The 13,742-nt window shown below is 65.9% G+C and carries 11 protein-coding genes and 1 other RNA gene; 8 read left to right on the top strand and 4 right to left on the bottom strand.

The genetic code is table 11. The features are described 5' to 3' along the window. Window positions 1-56 precede the first annotated feature (56 nt). Entirely contained in the window at window positions 57-2,660 is a 2,604-nt protein-coding gene (gyrA, locus tag C4B30_RS17510; protein ID WP_027783860.1) for a DNA gyrase subunit A, read from the bottom strand. 510 nt (window positions 2,661-3,170) lie between these two features. Here gyrA and ompA point away from each other — a divergent pair. The 4 genes from ompA (at window position 3,171) to ssrA (ending at window position 5,804) form a co-directional block, all read left to right on the top strand. Further along, window positions 3,171-3,839: an outer membrane protein OmpA gene (gene ompA / locus C4B30_RS17500; RefSeq protein WP_006476579.1), complete on the top strand. Its 669-nt coding sequence runs from the start codon at window positions 3,171-3,173 to the stop codon at window positions 3,837-3,839. Between the two features lie 153 nt (window positions 3,840-3,992). Then, window positions 3,993-4,691, top strand: a complete 699-nt coding sequence (gene ubiG, locus C4B30_RS17495; protein ID WP_027783859.1) for a bifunctional 2-polyprenyl-6-hydroxyphenol methylase/3-demethylubiquinol 3-O-methyltransferase UbiG — start codon at window positions 3,993-3,995, stop codon at window positions 4,689-4,691. 13 nt (window positions 4,692-4,704) lie between these two features. Continuing rightward, window positions 4,705-5,418 (top strand): phosphoglycolate phosphatase, encoded by a 714-nt coding sequence (gene gph / locus C4B30_RS17490; protein ID WP_027783858.1) that lies wholly within the window; start codon window positions 4,705-4,707, stop codon window positions 5,416-5,418. Window positions 5,419-5,434: 16 nt separating this feature from the next. Then, window positions 5,435-5,804, top strand: a transfer-messenger RNA (tmRNA) gene (gene ssrA / locus C4B30_RS17485). Window positions 5,805-6,105: 301 nt separating this feature from the next. Here the strand turns inward: ssrA and C4B30_RS17480 are convergent. The 3 genes from C4B30_RS17480 to C4B30_RS17470 form a co-directional block, all read right to left on the bottom strand. After that, window positions 6,106-6,459 (bottom strand): DUF4148 domain-containing protein, encoded by a 354-nt coding sequence (locus tag C4B30_RS17480; protein ID WP_027783857.1) that lies wholly within the window; start codon window positions 6,457-6,459, stop codon window positions 6,106-6,108. Between the two features lie 359 nt (window positions 6,460-6,818). Then, complete coding sequence (locus C4B30_RS17475; protein WP_027783856.1) at window positions 6,819-7,088, bottom strand: hypothetical protein; 270 nt, start codon at window positions 7,086-7,088, stop codon at window positions 6,819-6,821. Window positions 7,089-7,189: 101 nt separating this feature from the next. Then, window positions 7,190-8,296, bottom strand: a complete 1,107-nt coding sequence (locus tag C4B30_RS17470) for a substrate-binding domain-containing protein (RefSeq protein WP_027783855.1) — start codon at window positions 8,294-8,296, stop codon at window positions 7,190-7,192. Between the two features lie 132 nt (window positions 8,297-8,428). Here C4B30_RS17470 and C4B30_RS17465 point away from each other — a divergent pair, with 132 nt between their 5' ends. Genes C4B30_RS17465 through C4B30_RS17450 form a run of 4 tightly spaced genes read left to right on the top strand, consistent with a single transcriptional unit; the run spans window position 8,429 to window position 13,734 of the window. Further along, window positions 8,429-8,932 carry an NAD(P)H-dependent oxidoreductase subunit E gene (locus C4B30_RS17465; RefSeq protein ID WP_027783854.1) on the top strand — a complete coding sequence of 168 codons (504 nt, stop codon included), beginning with the start codon at window positions 8,429-8,431 and terminating at the stop codon, window positions 8,930-8,932. Next, entirely contained in the window at window positions 8,929-10,506 is a 1,578-nt protein-coding gene (locus C4B30_RS17460; RefSeq protein ID WP_027783853.1) for a formate dehydrogenase beta subunit, read from the top strand. Before C4B30_RS17465 ends, C4B30_RS17460 begins: the two co-directional genes overlap by 4 nt. A 17-nt stretch (window positions 10,507-10,523) precedes the next feature. Continuing rightward, window positions 10,524-13,475 carry a formate dehydrogenase subunit alpha gene (fdhF, locus tag C4B30_RS17455; protein ID WP_027783852.1) on the top strand — a complete coding sequence of 984 codons (2,952 nt, stop codon included), beginning with the start codon at window positions 10,524-10,526 and terminating at the stop codon, window positions 13,473-13,475. 7 nt (window positions 13,476-13,482) lie between these two features. Next, the gene (locus tag C4B30_RS17450; RefSeq protein WP_027783851.1) at window positions 13,483-13,734 is read left to right on the top strand and encodes a formate dehydrogenase subunit delta; all 252 of its coding nucleotides are present in this window, start codon (window positions 13,483-13,485) and stop codon (window positions 13,732-13,734) included. Window positions 13,735-13,742: the final 8 nt, after the last annotated feature.

Below are 13,742 nucleotides of genomic sequence, written 5' to 3'. Positions count from 1 at the left end.
GTTGCTCGCCGGCCGCGGCGCTTTTCGCCCGCGGCGGCCAGAGTCTCATCCGTTCTTCAGGCTTCGCCGTCCGACGCCTCGTCGGCTTCGCCCTCTCCCTCTTCGGCCTCCGCGACCTGCTGCAGGCCAGAGAGCTTGGTACCCTCATCGAGACTGATGAGTGTAACACCTTGCGTGGCGCGCCCCATCTCGCGTATCTCGGAAACACGGGTGCGAATCAACACACCAGCCGTGGTGATCAGCATGATCTGATCCTCGGCGTCGACGAGCGTGGCAGCCACGACCTTGCCGTTGCGCTCGGACGTCTGGATCGCGATCATGCCCTTCGTGCCGCGGCCGTGACGCGTGTACTCGGTGATCGGCGTGCGCTTGCCGTAGCCGTTCTCGGTCGCGGTGAGCACGGTCTGCTCCTCGCTGCCCGCGACCAGCATCGCGATGACCTGCTGCCCCTCCTCGAGCTGCATGCCGCGCACGCCGCGCGCCTCGCGCCCCATCGGACGCACGTCGTTCTCGTCGAAACGCACGGCCTTGCCGGAGTCGGAGAACAGCATCACGTCGTGCGCGCCGTCGGTGATCGACGCACCGATCAGGTAATCGCCATCGTCGAGGCCGACCGCGATGATGCCCTTCTTCAGCGGGCGGCTGAATGCCTCGAGCGGCGTCTTCTTCACGGTGCCGAGCGACGTCGCCATGAAGATGAACTTGTCGGCCGAGAATTCCTTGACCGGCAGCACGACGTTGATCTTCTCGCCTTCCTGCAGCGGGAACATGTTGACGATCGGGCGGCCTCGCGAGTTGCGCGAGCCCTGCGGCACTTCATAGACCTTGACCCAGTACACGCGGCCGCGGTTCGAGAAGCAGAGGATGTAGTCGTGCGTGTTCGCGATGAAGAGCGTCTCGATCCAGTCGTCTTCCTTCATCTGCGTGGCCTGCTTGCCACGACCGCCGCGCTTCTGCGCGCGGTACTCGGACAGCGGCTGCGACTTCACGTAGCCCGCATGCGACATCGTGACGACCATGTCCTGCGGCGTGATCAGATCCTCGGTGTTCAGCTCGGTCGCGTTCAGCTCGATCTTCGAGCGGCGCGCGTCGCCGAACTCGGCCTTCACCGAGGTCAGCTCCTCGCCGATCATCGTCGTGATCCGCTCGGGGCGCGCGAGGATGTCCAGCAGGTCGGCGATCTGTGCCATCACTTCGCGGTACTCGCCGATGATCTTGTCCTGCTCGAGGCCGGTCAGGCGCTGCAGACGCATCTGCAGGATTTCCTGCGCCTGCGTGTCGGACAGACGGTACAGCCCGTCGGTCTGCATCCCGAACGCCGGGTTCAGGCCTTCCGGACGGTACGCGGAACGGCCGCCGGCCGCCGCGTTCTCGCTCTCGGCGCGCGTCAGCATCTCGCGCACGAGCGACGAATCCCATGGCTTCGCCATCAATTCCTGCTTCGCGATCGGCGGCGTCGGCGCGGCCTTGATGATCGCGATGAACTCGTCGATGTTCGCGAGCGCGACCGCGAGACCTTCGAGCACGTGGCCGCGTTCGCGGGCCTTGCGCAGTTCGTAGATCGTGCGGCGCGTCAGCACTTCGCGTCGATGCGACAGGAAGCACTGCAGGATTTCCTTCAGGTTCAGCAGCTTCGGCTGGCCGTCGACGAGCGCGACCATGTTCATGCCGAACGTGTCCTGAAGCTGCGTCGCCTTGTACAGGTTGTTCAGCACCACTTCCGGCACTTCGCCGCGCTTGAGCTCGATCACGACGCGCATGCCGCTCTTGTCGGACTCGTCGCGGATGTCGGAAATGCCTTCGAGCTTCTTCTCGTTGACGAGCTCGGCGATCCGCTCGAGCAGCGAGCGCTTGTTCACCTGGTACGGCAGCTCGTCGACGATGATCGCCATCCGCTGGCCGCGGTCGATCTCCTCGAAGTGCGTGGCCGCGCGCATCACGACGCGGCCGCGCCCGGTGCGGTAGCCGTCGCGCACGCCGGCGACGCCGTAGATGATGCCGGCCGTCGGGAAGTCCGGCGCCGGGATGATCTCGATCAGCTCGTCGATCGTCGCCTCCGGGTTGCCGAGCAGATGCTGGCACGCGTCGACGACTTCGTTCAGGTTGTGCGGCGGGATGTTGGTCGCCATGCCGACCGCGATGCCGGACGAGCCGTTGATCAGCAGGTTCGGAATACGCGACGGCAGGACCGACGGCTGCGTTTCGTTGCCGTCGTAGTTCGGCTCGAAATCGACCGTTTCCTTGTCGATGTCGGCGAGCAGTTCGTGACCGATCTTCGCCATGCGAATTTCGGTGTAACGCATCGCCGCGGCATTGTCGCCGTCGATCGAGCCGAAGTTGCCCTGCCCGTCGATCAGCATGTAGCGCAGCGAGAAGTCCTGCGCCATCCGCACGATCGTGTCGTAGACCGCGGTATCGCCGTGAGGGTGATATTTACCGATCACGTCACCGACGATACGCGCCGATTTCTTGTACGCGCGGTTCCAGTCGTTGTTCAGTTCGTGCATCGCGAACAATACGCGTCGGTGCACGGGCTTCAGGCCATCGCGGACATCCGGAAGGGCACGTCCGACGATCACGCTCATCGCGTAATCGAGATACGAACGGCGCATTTCCTCCTCGAGGGAGGTGGGCAGGGTCTCTTTGGCGAATTGATCCATGTATCCGTATCGTTTCGGAGCGAAGACGGCGAACGCCTTTCGCGTGGGCGCTGCAAGCGCAACGCAACGCGAGATTCTAACATGCGCCCATCAGCCGCCAATCCGCTCCCCCTCTATATGTAAACAGCAAAAATCGCGGCCGCGGCGAATCGGCCGAAATCGCACGCGATCCCATCCGCCCTCCTTCATGCGCGCGAGTAAACGACGGCGTGCATTTCGTGCGATTTCCCGGCCACGCTCTTGACAATTTCTAAAAGTTACGGCAGGGCGGTGTTGCGCATGCACCACAAAGTTGAAGCGATCTTGGGGTGGGGAGGATTTTTTTTCGTAGGAAGGGAACGATATGGCAAAATGCCAACGCACTGAAAGTTAGACGCTGCTCGAAGTCTACACAGAGCGGTGCCGCGTTTTTTGTGCCGCACCAATGTTATACTTCGAGCAATGTATGACTTGTCACCGTCAACAGGCTCGCAGTAAACCTGCGGTAATCTCAATTTCGAGAGGAGAAATATGAATAAACTTTCAAAGCTCGCGTTCATTGCAGCTACCGCAGTTATGGCTGCATCCGCTTCGGCACAGTCGGTGCCGGCGTCGCGTCAAGCCGTCAATGACAACTGGGTGAACGGCACGGGCGAATGGGTGTGGATGAACGGCACGAACGAGCTCTGCTGGCGTGACGCGTTCTGGACGCCGGCCACCGCCAACGCCAAGTGCGATGGCGCACTGGTCGCCCAGGCACCGCAGCCGCCGGTCGCTCCGGTCGCTCCGGCCATCACGAGCCAGAAGATCACGTATCAAGCCGACGCACTGTTCGACTTCGACAAGGCAACGCTCAAGCCGCTGGGCAAGCAAAAGCTGGACGAACTGGCTTCGAAGATCGAAGGCATGAACACGGAAGTGGTCGTCGCAACGGGCTACACGGACCGTATCGGTTCGGACAAGTACAACGACCGTCTGTCGCTGCGCCGCGCGCAAGCCGTGAAGTCGTACCTGGTCAGCAAGGGTGTGCCGGCCAACAAGATCTACACGGAAGGCAAGGGCAAGCGCAACCCGGTTACGACTGGCTGCAACCAGAAGAACCGCAAGCAACTCATCGCCTGCCTCGCACCGGATCGCCGCGTGGAAGTCGAAGTGGTTGGTACGCAGCAAGTGCAGAAGACGACCGTTCCGGCAAACTAAGCCGCGGTTCTCGACTGCTTCAAAGCCCCGCCCCGGCGGGGCTTTTTCATTGACGCGCCGTCCAGGCGCTCGCTGGCCTCGCCGTCCGCCCGCTTATATACTCGGGGCTGACGCACCGAAGCATCGCCCTCCTCTCGTAGCCCGTTTGCCGACATGACCAACGCCGATCCGCACGAACTCCAGAAATTCAGCGACCTCGCCCACCGGTGGTGGGATCCGAATGCCGAATTCAAACCGCTGCACGACCTGAACCCGGTCCGGCTCGGCTGGATCGACGCGCATGCGCACCTGGCCGGCAAGCGCGCACTCGACATCGGCTGCGGCGGCGGCATCCTGTCCGAATCGATGGCCGGGCTCGGCGCCCAGGTGAAAGGCATCGACCTGTCGACCGAAGCGCTCGGCGTTGCCGACCTGCACAGCCTCGAAAGCGGCATTTCGGTCGATTACGAGGCGATCGCCGCCGAAGCGATCGCCGCGCGCGAACCGGGCACCTACGACGTCGTCACGTGCATGGAAATGCTCGAGCACGTGCCGTCGCCCGGCGACATCGTGGCCGCGTGCGCGACGCTCGTGAAGCCGGGCGGCTGGGTGTTCTTCTCGACGCTGAACCGCAACCTGAAGTCTTACCTGTTCGCGGTGATCGGCGCGGAATACATCGCACAAATGCTGCCGAAGGGCACGCACGATTACGCGCGCTTCATCCGCCCGTCGGAACTGGCTAGCTTCGTGCGTGCAACGGATCTGCACATCGTCGAGCTCAAGGGCATCACGTATCACCCGATCGGCAAGCGCTTCGCGCTGTCGAACGACACCGACATCAACTACCTCGTCGCGTGCCGCCGCGGCGCGTGACCTTCCGACCGGCATGACGACTCCCCTTTCGACCGCGCGGATCCCAGACGAACCGCGCCTGCTGCACTGCGATGCGGTCCTGTTCGATCTGGACGGCACGCTCGCCGACACGGCACCCGATCTCGCGGCAGCCGTCAACAAGATGCAGCGCGAGCGCGGCCTGCCCGAAACGTCGCTCGACGTGTTGCGGCCGCTGGCCTCGGCGGGCGCCCGCGGCCTGCTCGGCGGCGCGTTCGGCATCGATCCGCACACGCCCGGCTACGAAGCGATGCGCGACGAATTTCTGGTCAACTACGCGACCGATCTCTGCGTGCAGACGACGCTGTTTCCCGGCATCGGCGACGTGCTCGACGAACTCGATGCGCGCGGCGTGCGCTGGGGCATCGTCACGAACAAGGCGATGCGGCTCACGGCACCGCTCGTCGAGCTGCTCGGTCTCGCGCCGCGCGCCGCCTGCGTCGTCGGGGGCGACACAACGCCGCACTCGAAGCCGCATCCGGCCCCACTGCTGCATGCGGCCGGCCAGTTGACGCTCGCGCCCGCGCGCATCGTCTACGTCGGCGACGACCTGCGCGACATTCAGGCCGGCAGCGCCGCCGGCATGGCCACCGTGGCAGCCGCGTACGGCTATTGCGGCGACGGCATCGCGCCGGCCGACTGGCAGGCCCAGCACCTCGTCGACACGACGCAGGAACTGCGGGACCTGCTGCGCGATGTTGGGCTATAATGGTCGATCTTACCGCGGGGGCGACCTGGTTTCGACAGGGGTTGTGAAGCGGCTAGGGCATGTCGAGGACCCGTCACCTCGTTAATCAATGGGAAAATCGTAACTGCAAACGACGAAACGTTCGCACTGGCAGCCTAAGGGCCGCCGTCCTCTGCCTAGTTCACTGACGGGCTAGTGTCGCAAGACCGGTAGCAATACCGCCAGAGGTCATTTACGTCAGTTAAGCTCTGTCGGCGTCGCGACGCCAGGGTCGAAAATCTAGCGAATCGCCGTAGTGCAGCGTGTTCGTCCGCGTCGCTGCGGTTAAATCAAAAGACTGGACTAAACATGTAGAACTAGTCGTGGAGCGCTTCTGGACGCGGGTTCGATTCCCGCCGCCTCCACCAAATTCCGCGCTCGTCGCACGAACCCCGCATGACGCAAGTCTGCGGGGTTTTTTGTTGCCGGCGAAACGCACGCCCGGCGCCTTCCGAAAAAGCGCCCAGCCACGGATGGGTCGTGCGGAATGCCGCCGATGTTCGGCGGCAGGAGGTGACGGATGTTCTGCTACGCGCGCTCCATCCGTGACGGATGTTCGGCCGCGCCCGCGCCATCATCGGCTGCGCCGGGCAGCGACCGGCCCGACGGCTGGCGTCGGGCACGACGCAGCGCAGCGCCCGCGCCGGCCCACACCGGGCGATATGCGGCTTAGCTGCCGCGATACAGCGACTTCATTTCTTCCGCGCTGGCCGGGCGCACGCCCATTGCGCGCGAACCCGACGCCGATGCGCCCTGTGCCTGCGCACCGTAGCCGCTGGCGTCGGCGCCTTGAGCTTGCGCCAACGCACTGCGCTGCTGCTCCGCGATACGGGCCGTTGCGGCCTGGATCGCTTCCGGATAGTGCGGATCTTCGCCGCGGGCGGAGTTGTAACCGGCCTGCTGGAGTTGAACCAGTTCGGCACGGACCTGCGCTCGCGTGATCGTCGAACCCGACTGGGCGAACGAAACGACCGGAGCAACGAGAGCGGCAGCAACGACAACGGCTTGAACGAGCGACTTCATGATGACCTACCTCCAGATTTGTCTGATTCGGCGGTGAACACCCTTGATCAGCGCCGACAAATCGAAGTTTATGTAGGTGGATGCTTAAGAATAAGGCAGGTTTCAGGAAGACATCCTTCCTGATTTACGGGTTAACCCTAGATTTCTGTCGGGACGGGAATGCGGGCGAACGGCCGCTTCGCCCGTCCCGTCTTGCGTGAAGAGCCGCCGAAAAGCACGAGCCCCGCGAAGCGGGAGGCTTCGCGGGGCTCGAATAGAGGTGCGGAATCAGACGGAACGTCTGCTGCAGTCCGTCAGTTGCTCAAACCGCCGCACAAAAGGCAAGCGCCCCACCCGGGCGCAGACATGCCGCCGGCCCGTTACCGGGTATCCAGCGGGCACTTCAGGTTGCAGCCGTTCGGATCGCCCAGATCACCCTTGCGACGCAATGCCGACTTCTTGCCGCTCTGGTATTTCTCCGACGGCGTCGATGCCGCGAACGGCATCTGCGGATGTTCGTTCAGGCGGAACTGTTCGCTCAGGATGCCGCCGGGCACCCCCGGGGAATTCTGCGCGAACGCAAACGGCGAAGCGACGGCCAGCAGCCCCGCGGTCAACGCTGCCGCGGCAAGGGGAACGGAAAATTTCATGGCGGGATGACGCCTGAACGGCGTGCTTGTTGGAACGTTGATCAAGCGGCAAGCGTAGCGCAATTCCCCCACTGCTGCAGCGCGGCGCGATCGCATCTTCGTTACCGGGAATTGCCGTCCGGGCCGCTCGCGTCGTCGCTGCCGGCCAGCCCGGTCGCGATGCGCTCCAGCGCGCCGCACGCGGCCGGATCGTAGCCGTCGAGATGCGCGACGCGCTCGACGAAGCGTGCGTCACGCAGGAGTGCCAGCACATCGGCGAGCGGCCGCACATCGAGCCGAGCGCGTTCGCATGCGAAGTAATAGTCCTCGTCGACGACCGGGATGAAGTCGAGCCCGAAATGATGGGCGGCCGGCTCGACGCCGAAACCGAGATCGGCCATTCCGCTCGCGACGAACGCCGCGATCGCCGAATGCGTGAGTTCGGCCGACGCATAGCCGTCGATACGCTCCGGATCGATGCCGATCGCGCGCAATGCGAGATCCAGCAACATGCGCGTGCCCGATCCCGGCTGGCGGTTGACGAAGCGGATGTCGTTGCGTGCCAGATCCGCCAGCCCGCGTACCTGCTTCGGGTTGCCGCGCGGGACGAACAGCCCCTGCTGGCGGCGCGTCAGGTGGATCAGCACGTGGCGCGTGTCGTCGAGCCACGGCCGGTAGATTTGCGCGCACTGCGCGCGAAACGCGCCGCGCGGCAAATGGAAGCCGGCGAGGTCGCATTCGCCGCGCGCGAGCGCCTGCACGGCCTCGACGCTCTCGCGATACTTGATGTCGACGGCCGCCTGCGCATCGACGAGCGCGGAAACGAGCGTCGCGACCGCGTAACCGTGCGACGCATGGATGCGCACGGCGCCGTCGCGCTGCGCGAGCCGCCGGTTCAGTTCACTGGCCACCTCGGCCGCCAGCGTGCGCAGGTTCCCGTCGAGGCGGCTGCGCGCCAGACGCTGCGCATCGACGACCGCCTGCCCGAGCGCCGACAACGTCGACCCCTTGCCGCGCGCGGTTTCGATCAATTCCCCGCCGATGCACGACTCCAGCGCGCGCAGCATGCCCCACGCGTGCCGGTACGACAGCCCCTTGGCTTGCGCGGCCTGCGCGATGCTGCCCGTATCGGCCACGAGCTCCAGCAGCGGAGCGACGTCGGAGAGGCTGGCCGAACGGCCTTCCGTGTCGCGTACGGTCAGATACGCGTCGCATTCGATTCGAATCAATTATGCACTCCGATTTCCTATTGCGACCACGAAATCTTCCGCTTATCGTTGGTCAAAATCAATCAGAACGAAGTCCCACGTGCGCACTATATGAATTTCGAGCGCATATGAGACTTTGGAGGAGCATAACCGATGTCCCCGAATTCCCCTGCGCCCGATGCGCTCGTCGAGCGCCATGCGCGCGCCGGCCGGTCGCTCGTCGCGATCCTGCACGCGATCCAGGACGACGCGGGCTACGTGCCGCAGGGCTGCGTCGCGCCGCTCGCCAAAGCGCTGAACCTGTCGCGCGCGGAAGTGCACGGCGTCCTGACCTACTACCATCATTTCCGCACCGCGCCGCCCGCCCGCGTGACGATCCAGATGTGCCGCGCCGAAGCGTGCCGCAGCATGGGCTGCGAAACGCTCGCCGCCCACGCGGAAGCCCGCACGGGCTGCCGGTTCGACGCCGCGCACGGCGATGCCGCCGCCGCAACCCACACGCCGGACGACGTCGCGCTCGAATCGGTTTACTGCCTCGGGCTGTGCGCGCAATCGCCGTCGATGACGGTCAACGGGGTGCTCCACGCAAAGGTCACGCCGGAGAAGTTCGACGCACTGCTGGCCGACGCGGTCGCCCACACGCCGGAGGCCGCATGACGACCCGCATCTACGTACCGCGCGATTCGTCCGCGCTGGCACTCGGCGCCGACGCGCTCGCCGCCGCGATCATGGCCGAGGCCGAACGGCGCGGCGTCGCGATCGAGATGGTTCGCAACGGTTCGCGCGGGCTGCTGTGGCTCGAGCCGCTCGTCGAAGTCGGAACGGCCGCGGGCCGCGTCGGCTATGCCAACCTGTCGGCCGCCGACGTGCCGGCCCTGTTCGACGCCAACTGGCTCGAAGGCGGCACGCATCCGAGCGGCGTCGGCCTCGTCGACGCGCTGCCCTATCTGGCGCGCCAGCAGCGGCTCACGTTCGCGCGCATCGGCCTGACCGATCCGTTGTCGATCGACGACTACCTGCAACACGACGGCCTCGCCGGCCTGAAGAACGCACTGGCGCTCGACGGCGACGCCGCATGCGAAGCGCTGATCGAGTCGGGGCTGCGCGGCCGCGGTGGCGCGGCGTTCCCGGCCGGCATCAAGTGGCGTACCGTGCGGCAAGCACGCGCCGCGCAGAAATACATCGTCTGCAACGCGGACGAAGGCGATTCGGGCACGTTCTCCGACCGCCTGCTGATGGAATGCGATCCGTACTGCCTGATCGAAGGGATGATCATCGCCGGTATCGCCACCGGCGCGACGGTCGGCTACATCTACGTACGCAGCGAATACCCGCACGCGATCGCCGTGCTCGAAGCCGCGATCGTCCGCGCGCGTGAAGCCGGCTGGCTCGGCGAACACGTGCTCGGCTCCCCGCATGCGTTCGAGCTGCACGTCGCGAAAGGCGCGGGCTCGTACGTCTGCGGCGAGGAAACGGCGCTGCTCGAATCGCTCGAGGGCAAGCGCGGCGTCGTGCGCGCGAAGCCGCCGCTGCCCGCGCTCGCCGGCCTGTTCGGCCAGCCGACCGTGATCAACAACGTGATCACGCTCGCGACGGCGCCGGTGATCTTCGCGCGCGGCGCCGCGTTCTATCGCGACTACGGGATGGGCCGCTCGCGCGGCACGCTGCCGTTCCAGCTGGCAGGCAACATCCGTTACGGCGGCCTCGTCGAGCTCGCGTTCGGCGTCACGCTGCGCGAGCTGCTGTTCGACTTCGGCGGCGGCACGGCCAGTGGCCGGCCTGCGCGCGCCGCGCAGGTCGGCGGCCCGCTCGGCACCTACCTGCCCGACCACCAGTGGGACGTGCCGCTCGACTACGAGGCGTACACGGCGATCGGCGCGGTCGTCGGCCACGGCGGCATCGTGCTGCACGACGACACGTCGAATCTCGCCGAGCTGGCCGAATACGCGATGAAGTTCTGCGCGATCGAATCGTGCGGCAAGTGCACGCCGTGCCGGATCGGTTCGACGCGCGGCGTCGAGACGATCGCGCGCATTCGCCACGGCGATACATCGGAGCGGCAGGTCACGCTGTTGCGCGACCTGTGCGACACGATGTTGGCCGGTTCGCTGTGCGCGATGGGCGGGATGACGCCGTACCCGGTGCTGTCCGCGCTCGATCATTTCCCCGAAGATTTCGGACTCGCCGCGGGCAAGGATGCCGCGTCGGGCCCGGTCAAGGCTGCGGCCTGACCCAGAAGGAGCCCTGCATGTCCCTCGACACGAACAACGTCCGCCAAGGCGGCTGCGGCTCGGGCCAATGCGCGTGCAAGAGCGCCGCACAGGCGCGCGCCCGCGATCCGTTCGACGATACCGACTACGGCACACCTCAACGGTATGCCGATACCGACGTCACGCTCGAAATCGACGGCCAGCCGGTCACGGTGCCGGCCGGCACGTCGGTGATGCGCGCGGCGATCGAAGCCGGCGTCAACGTCCCGAAGCTCTGCGCGACCGATTCGCTCGAACCGTTCGGCTCGTGCCGGCTGTGCCTCGTCGAGATCGAGGGCCGGCGCGGCTATCCGGCGTCGTGCACGACGCCGGCCGAAGCCGGCATGAAGGTGCGCACGCAGTCGGACCGGCTGCAGTCGCTGCGCCGCAACGTGATGGAGCTGTACATCTCCGACCACCCGCTCGACTGCCTCACCTGCCCGGCCAACGGCGACTGCGAGCTGCAGGACATGGCGGGCGTGGTCGGCCTGCGCGAAGTGCGCTACGGTTTCGACGGCGCGAATCACCTGAAGGACACCAAGGACGAATCGAACCCGTACTTCACCTACGACCCGTCGAAATGCATCGTCTGTAACCGCTGCGTGCGCGCCTGCGAGGAAACGCAGGGCACGTTCGCGCTGACGATCACCGCGCGCGGCTTCGAATCACGCGTCGCCGCGGGCGAAAGCGAATCGTTCATGGCGTCGGAGTGCGTGTCGTGCGGCGCCTGCGTCGCCGCATGCCCGACGGCCACGCTGCAGGAAAAATCCGTCGTGCAGCTCGGGCAGGCCGAACACTCGGTCGTCACGACCTGCGCATACTGCGGCGTCGGCTGCTCGTTCAAGGCGGAGATGAAGGGCACGCAGGTCGTGCGCATGACGCCGCACAAGAACGGTCTCGCGAACGAAGGCCACGCATGCGTGAAGGGGCGCTTCGCGTGGGGCTATGCGACGCACAAGGACCGCATCACGAAGCCGATGATCCGCGAGAAGATCACCGACCCGTGGCGCGAAGTGAGCTGGGACGAAGCCCTCACCTACGCGGCGACGCAATTCCGCAAGCTGCAGCAGAAGTACGGCCGCGATTCGATCGGCGGCATCACGTCGTCGCGCTGCACGAACGAGGAAACCTATCTCGTGCAGAAGCTCGTGCGCGCCGCGTTCGGCAACAACAACGTCGATACCTGCGCACGCGTGTGCCACTCGCCGACCGGCTATGGCCTCAAGACGACGCTCGGCGAATCGGCCGGCACGCAGACGTTCGCATCGGTCGGCCAGGCCGACGTGATCGTCGTGATGGGCGCGAACCCGACCGAGGGCCACCCGGTGTTCGGCTCGCGGCTGAAGCGGCGCGTTCGCGAAGGCGCGAAGCTGATCGTGATCGACCCGCGCCGCATCGAGGTCGTCGACGGCCCGCACGTGAAGGCCACGCACCATCTGCAGCTGCGTCCGGGCACCAACGTCGCGATCGTCAATGCACTGGCGCACGTGATCGTCACCGAAGGGCTGGTGGCCGACGCATTCGTCGCCGAGCGCTGCGAGACGCGCGCGTTCGAGCAATGGCGCGACTTCGTCGCGCAGGCCGACAATTCGCCCGAGGCGACAGCGGACGTGACGGGCGTGCCGGCCGAGCTGGTCCGCGAGGCCGCGCGCCTGTACGCGACGGGCGGCAACGCCGCGATCTATTACGGGCTGGGCGTCACCGAACACGCTCAGGGCTCGACGACGGTGATGGGCATCGCGAATCTCGCGATGGCGACCGGCAACGTCGGCCGCGAAGGCGTCGGCGTCAATCCGCTGCGCGGCCAGAACAACGTGCAGGGTTCGTGCGACATGGGCTCGTTCCCGCACGAACTGCCCGGCTACCGCCACATCGGCGACGAAGTCGTGCGCGCGCAGTTCGAGCAGGCGTGGTCGGCCACGCTGCAGCCGGAGCCCGGACTGCGCATCCCGAACATGTTCGACGCTGCGCTCGACGGCAGCTTCAAGGGGCTTTACTGCCAGGGCGAGGACATCGTCCAGTCGGACCCGAACACGCAGCATGTCGCGGCCGCGCTGTCGGCGATGGAATGCATCGTCGTGCAGGACATCTTCCTGAACGAAACCGCGAAATACGCGCACGTGCTGCTGCCGGGCTCGACGTTCCTCGAGAAGGACGGCACGTTCACGAACGCGGAACGCCGGATCTCGCGCGTGCGCAAGGTGATGCCGCCGCTCGCGGGCTACGCGGACTGGGAAGTCACGCTGCTGCTGTCGCAGGCACTCGGCTACGACATGCATTACACGCATCCGTCGGAAATCATGGACGAGATCGCGCGGCTCACGCCGACCTTCTCGGGCGTGTCGTACGACAAGCTCGACGCGCTCGGCAGCATCCAGTGGCCGTGCAACGAACAGGCGCCCGAAGGCACGCCGACCATGCACATCGACACGTTCGTGCGCGGCAAGGGGCGGTTCGTGATCACGAAGTTCATTCCGACGCAGGAGAAGGTCACGCAGCGCTATCCGCTGATCCTGACGACGGGCCGCATCCTGTCGCAATACAACGTCGGCGCGCAGACGCGCCGGACCGAAAACGTCCGGTGGCACGAGGAGGATCGCCTCGAGATCCATCCGCACGACGCACAGGATCGCGGGATCCGCTCCGGCGACTGGGTCGGCATCGAATCGCGCGCGGGGCAGACGGTGCTGCGCGCGCTCGTGACGGAGCGCATGCAGCCGGGCGTCGTGTACACCACGTTCCACTTTCCCGAATCGGGCGCGAACGTGATCACGACGGACAGCTCCGACTGGGCGACGAACTGCCCCGAATACAAGGTGACGGCCGTGCAGGTGATGCCGGTTGCGCAGCCGTCCGACTGGCAGCGCGCGTATGCGCGCTTCAACTCGGAGCAGCTCGACCTGCTCGAGCGCCGCGCCGCCGCGCCAGCCGCCGTGACGACAGGCAAGTGAGGCCGCAATGAACAACGACCACCTGATCGACATGGCCAACCAGATCGGCGCATTCTTCGAATCGATGCCCGATCGCGACGAAGCGCTGACCGGAATCGCCGAGCATATCCGGCGCTTCTGGGAACCGCGGATGCGACGCGCGTTTCTCGCCGCGCTCGACGATCCGTCGAGCGAAGCCGGGCAACGCGCGATGCCGATCGTGCGCGATGCGATCGCCGCGCATCGCGCGTCGCTCGTGCCTGCCGCGGCGCCCGCCTGAGCGCGCGG

It is taken from the genome of Burkholderia sp. BE12, from assembly GCF_002959955.1.
Taxonomy (GTDB): Bacteria; Pseudomonadota; Gammaproteobacteria; order Burkholderiales; family Burkholderiaceae; genus Burkholderia.
This window is presented reverse-complemented; position numbering and strand designations above follow the sequence as displayed.

Bases quoted from the DNA above. Each gene is read 5' to 3' on its own strand.
- C4B30_RS17460 (WP_027783853.1), top strand. From the start codon at position 8,929: ATGACGACCCGCATCTACGTACCGCGCGATTCGTCCGCGCTGGCACTC.
- C4B30_RS17480 (WP_027783857.1), bottom strand. From the start codon at position 6,459: ATGAAGTCGCTCGTTCAAGCCGTTGTCGTTGCTGCCGCTCTCGTTGCT.
- C4B30_RS17465 (WP_027783854.1), top strand. From the start codon at position 8,429: ATGTCCCCGAATTCCCCTGCGCCCGATGCGCTCGTCGAGCGCCATGCG.
- C4B30_RS17450 (WP_027783851.1), top strand. From the start codon at position 13,483: ATGAACAACGACCACCTGATCGACATGGCCAACCAGATCGGCGCATTC.
- gph (WP_027783858.1), top strand. From the start codon at position 4,705: ATGACGACTCCCCTTTCGACCGCGCGGATCCCAGACGAACCGCGCCTG.
- ubiG (WP_027783859.1), top strand. From the start codon at position 3,993: ATGACCAACGCCGATCCGCACGAACTCCAGAAATTCAGCGACCTCGCC.
- C4B30_RS17475 (WP_027783856.1), bottom strand. From the start codon at position 7,088: ATGAAATTTTCCGTTCCCCTTGCCGCGGCAGCGTTGACCGCGGGGCTG.
- gyrA (WP_027783860.1), bottom strand. From the start codon at position 2,660: ATGGATCAATTCGCCAAAGAGACCCTGCCCACCTCCCTCGAGGAGGAA.
- fdhF (WP_027783852.1), top strand. From the start codon at position 10,524: ATGTCCCTCGACACGAACAACGTCCGCCAAGGCGGCTGCGGCTCGGGC.
- ompA (WP_006476579.1), top strand. From the start codon at position 3,171: ATGAATAAACTTTCAAAGCTCGCGTTCATTGCAGCTACCGCAGTTATG.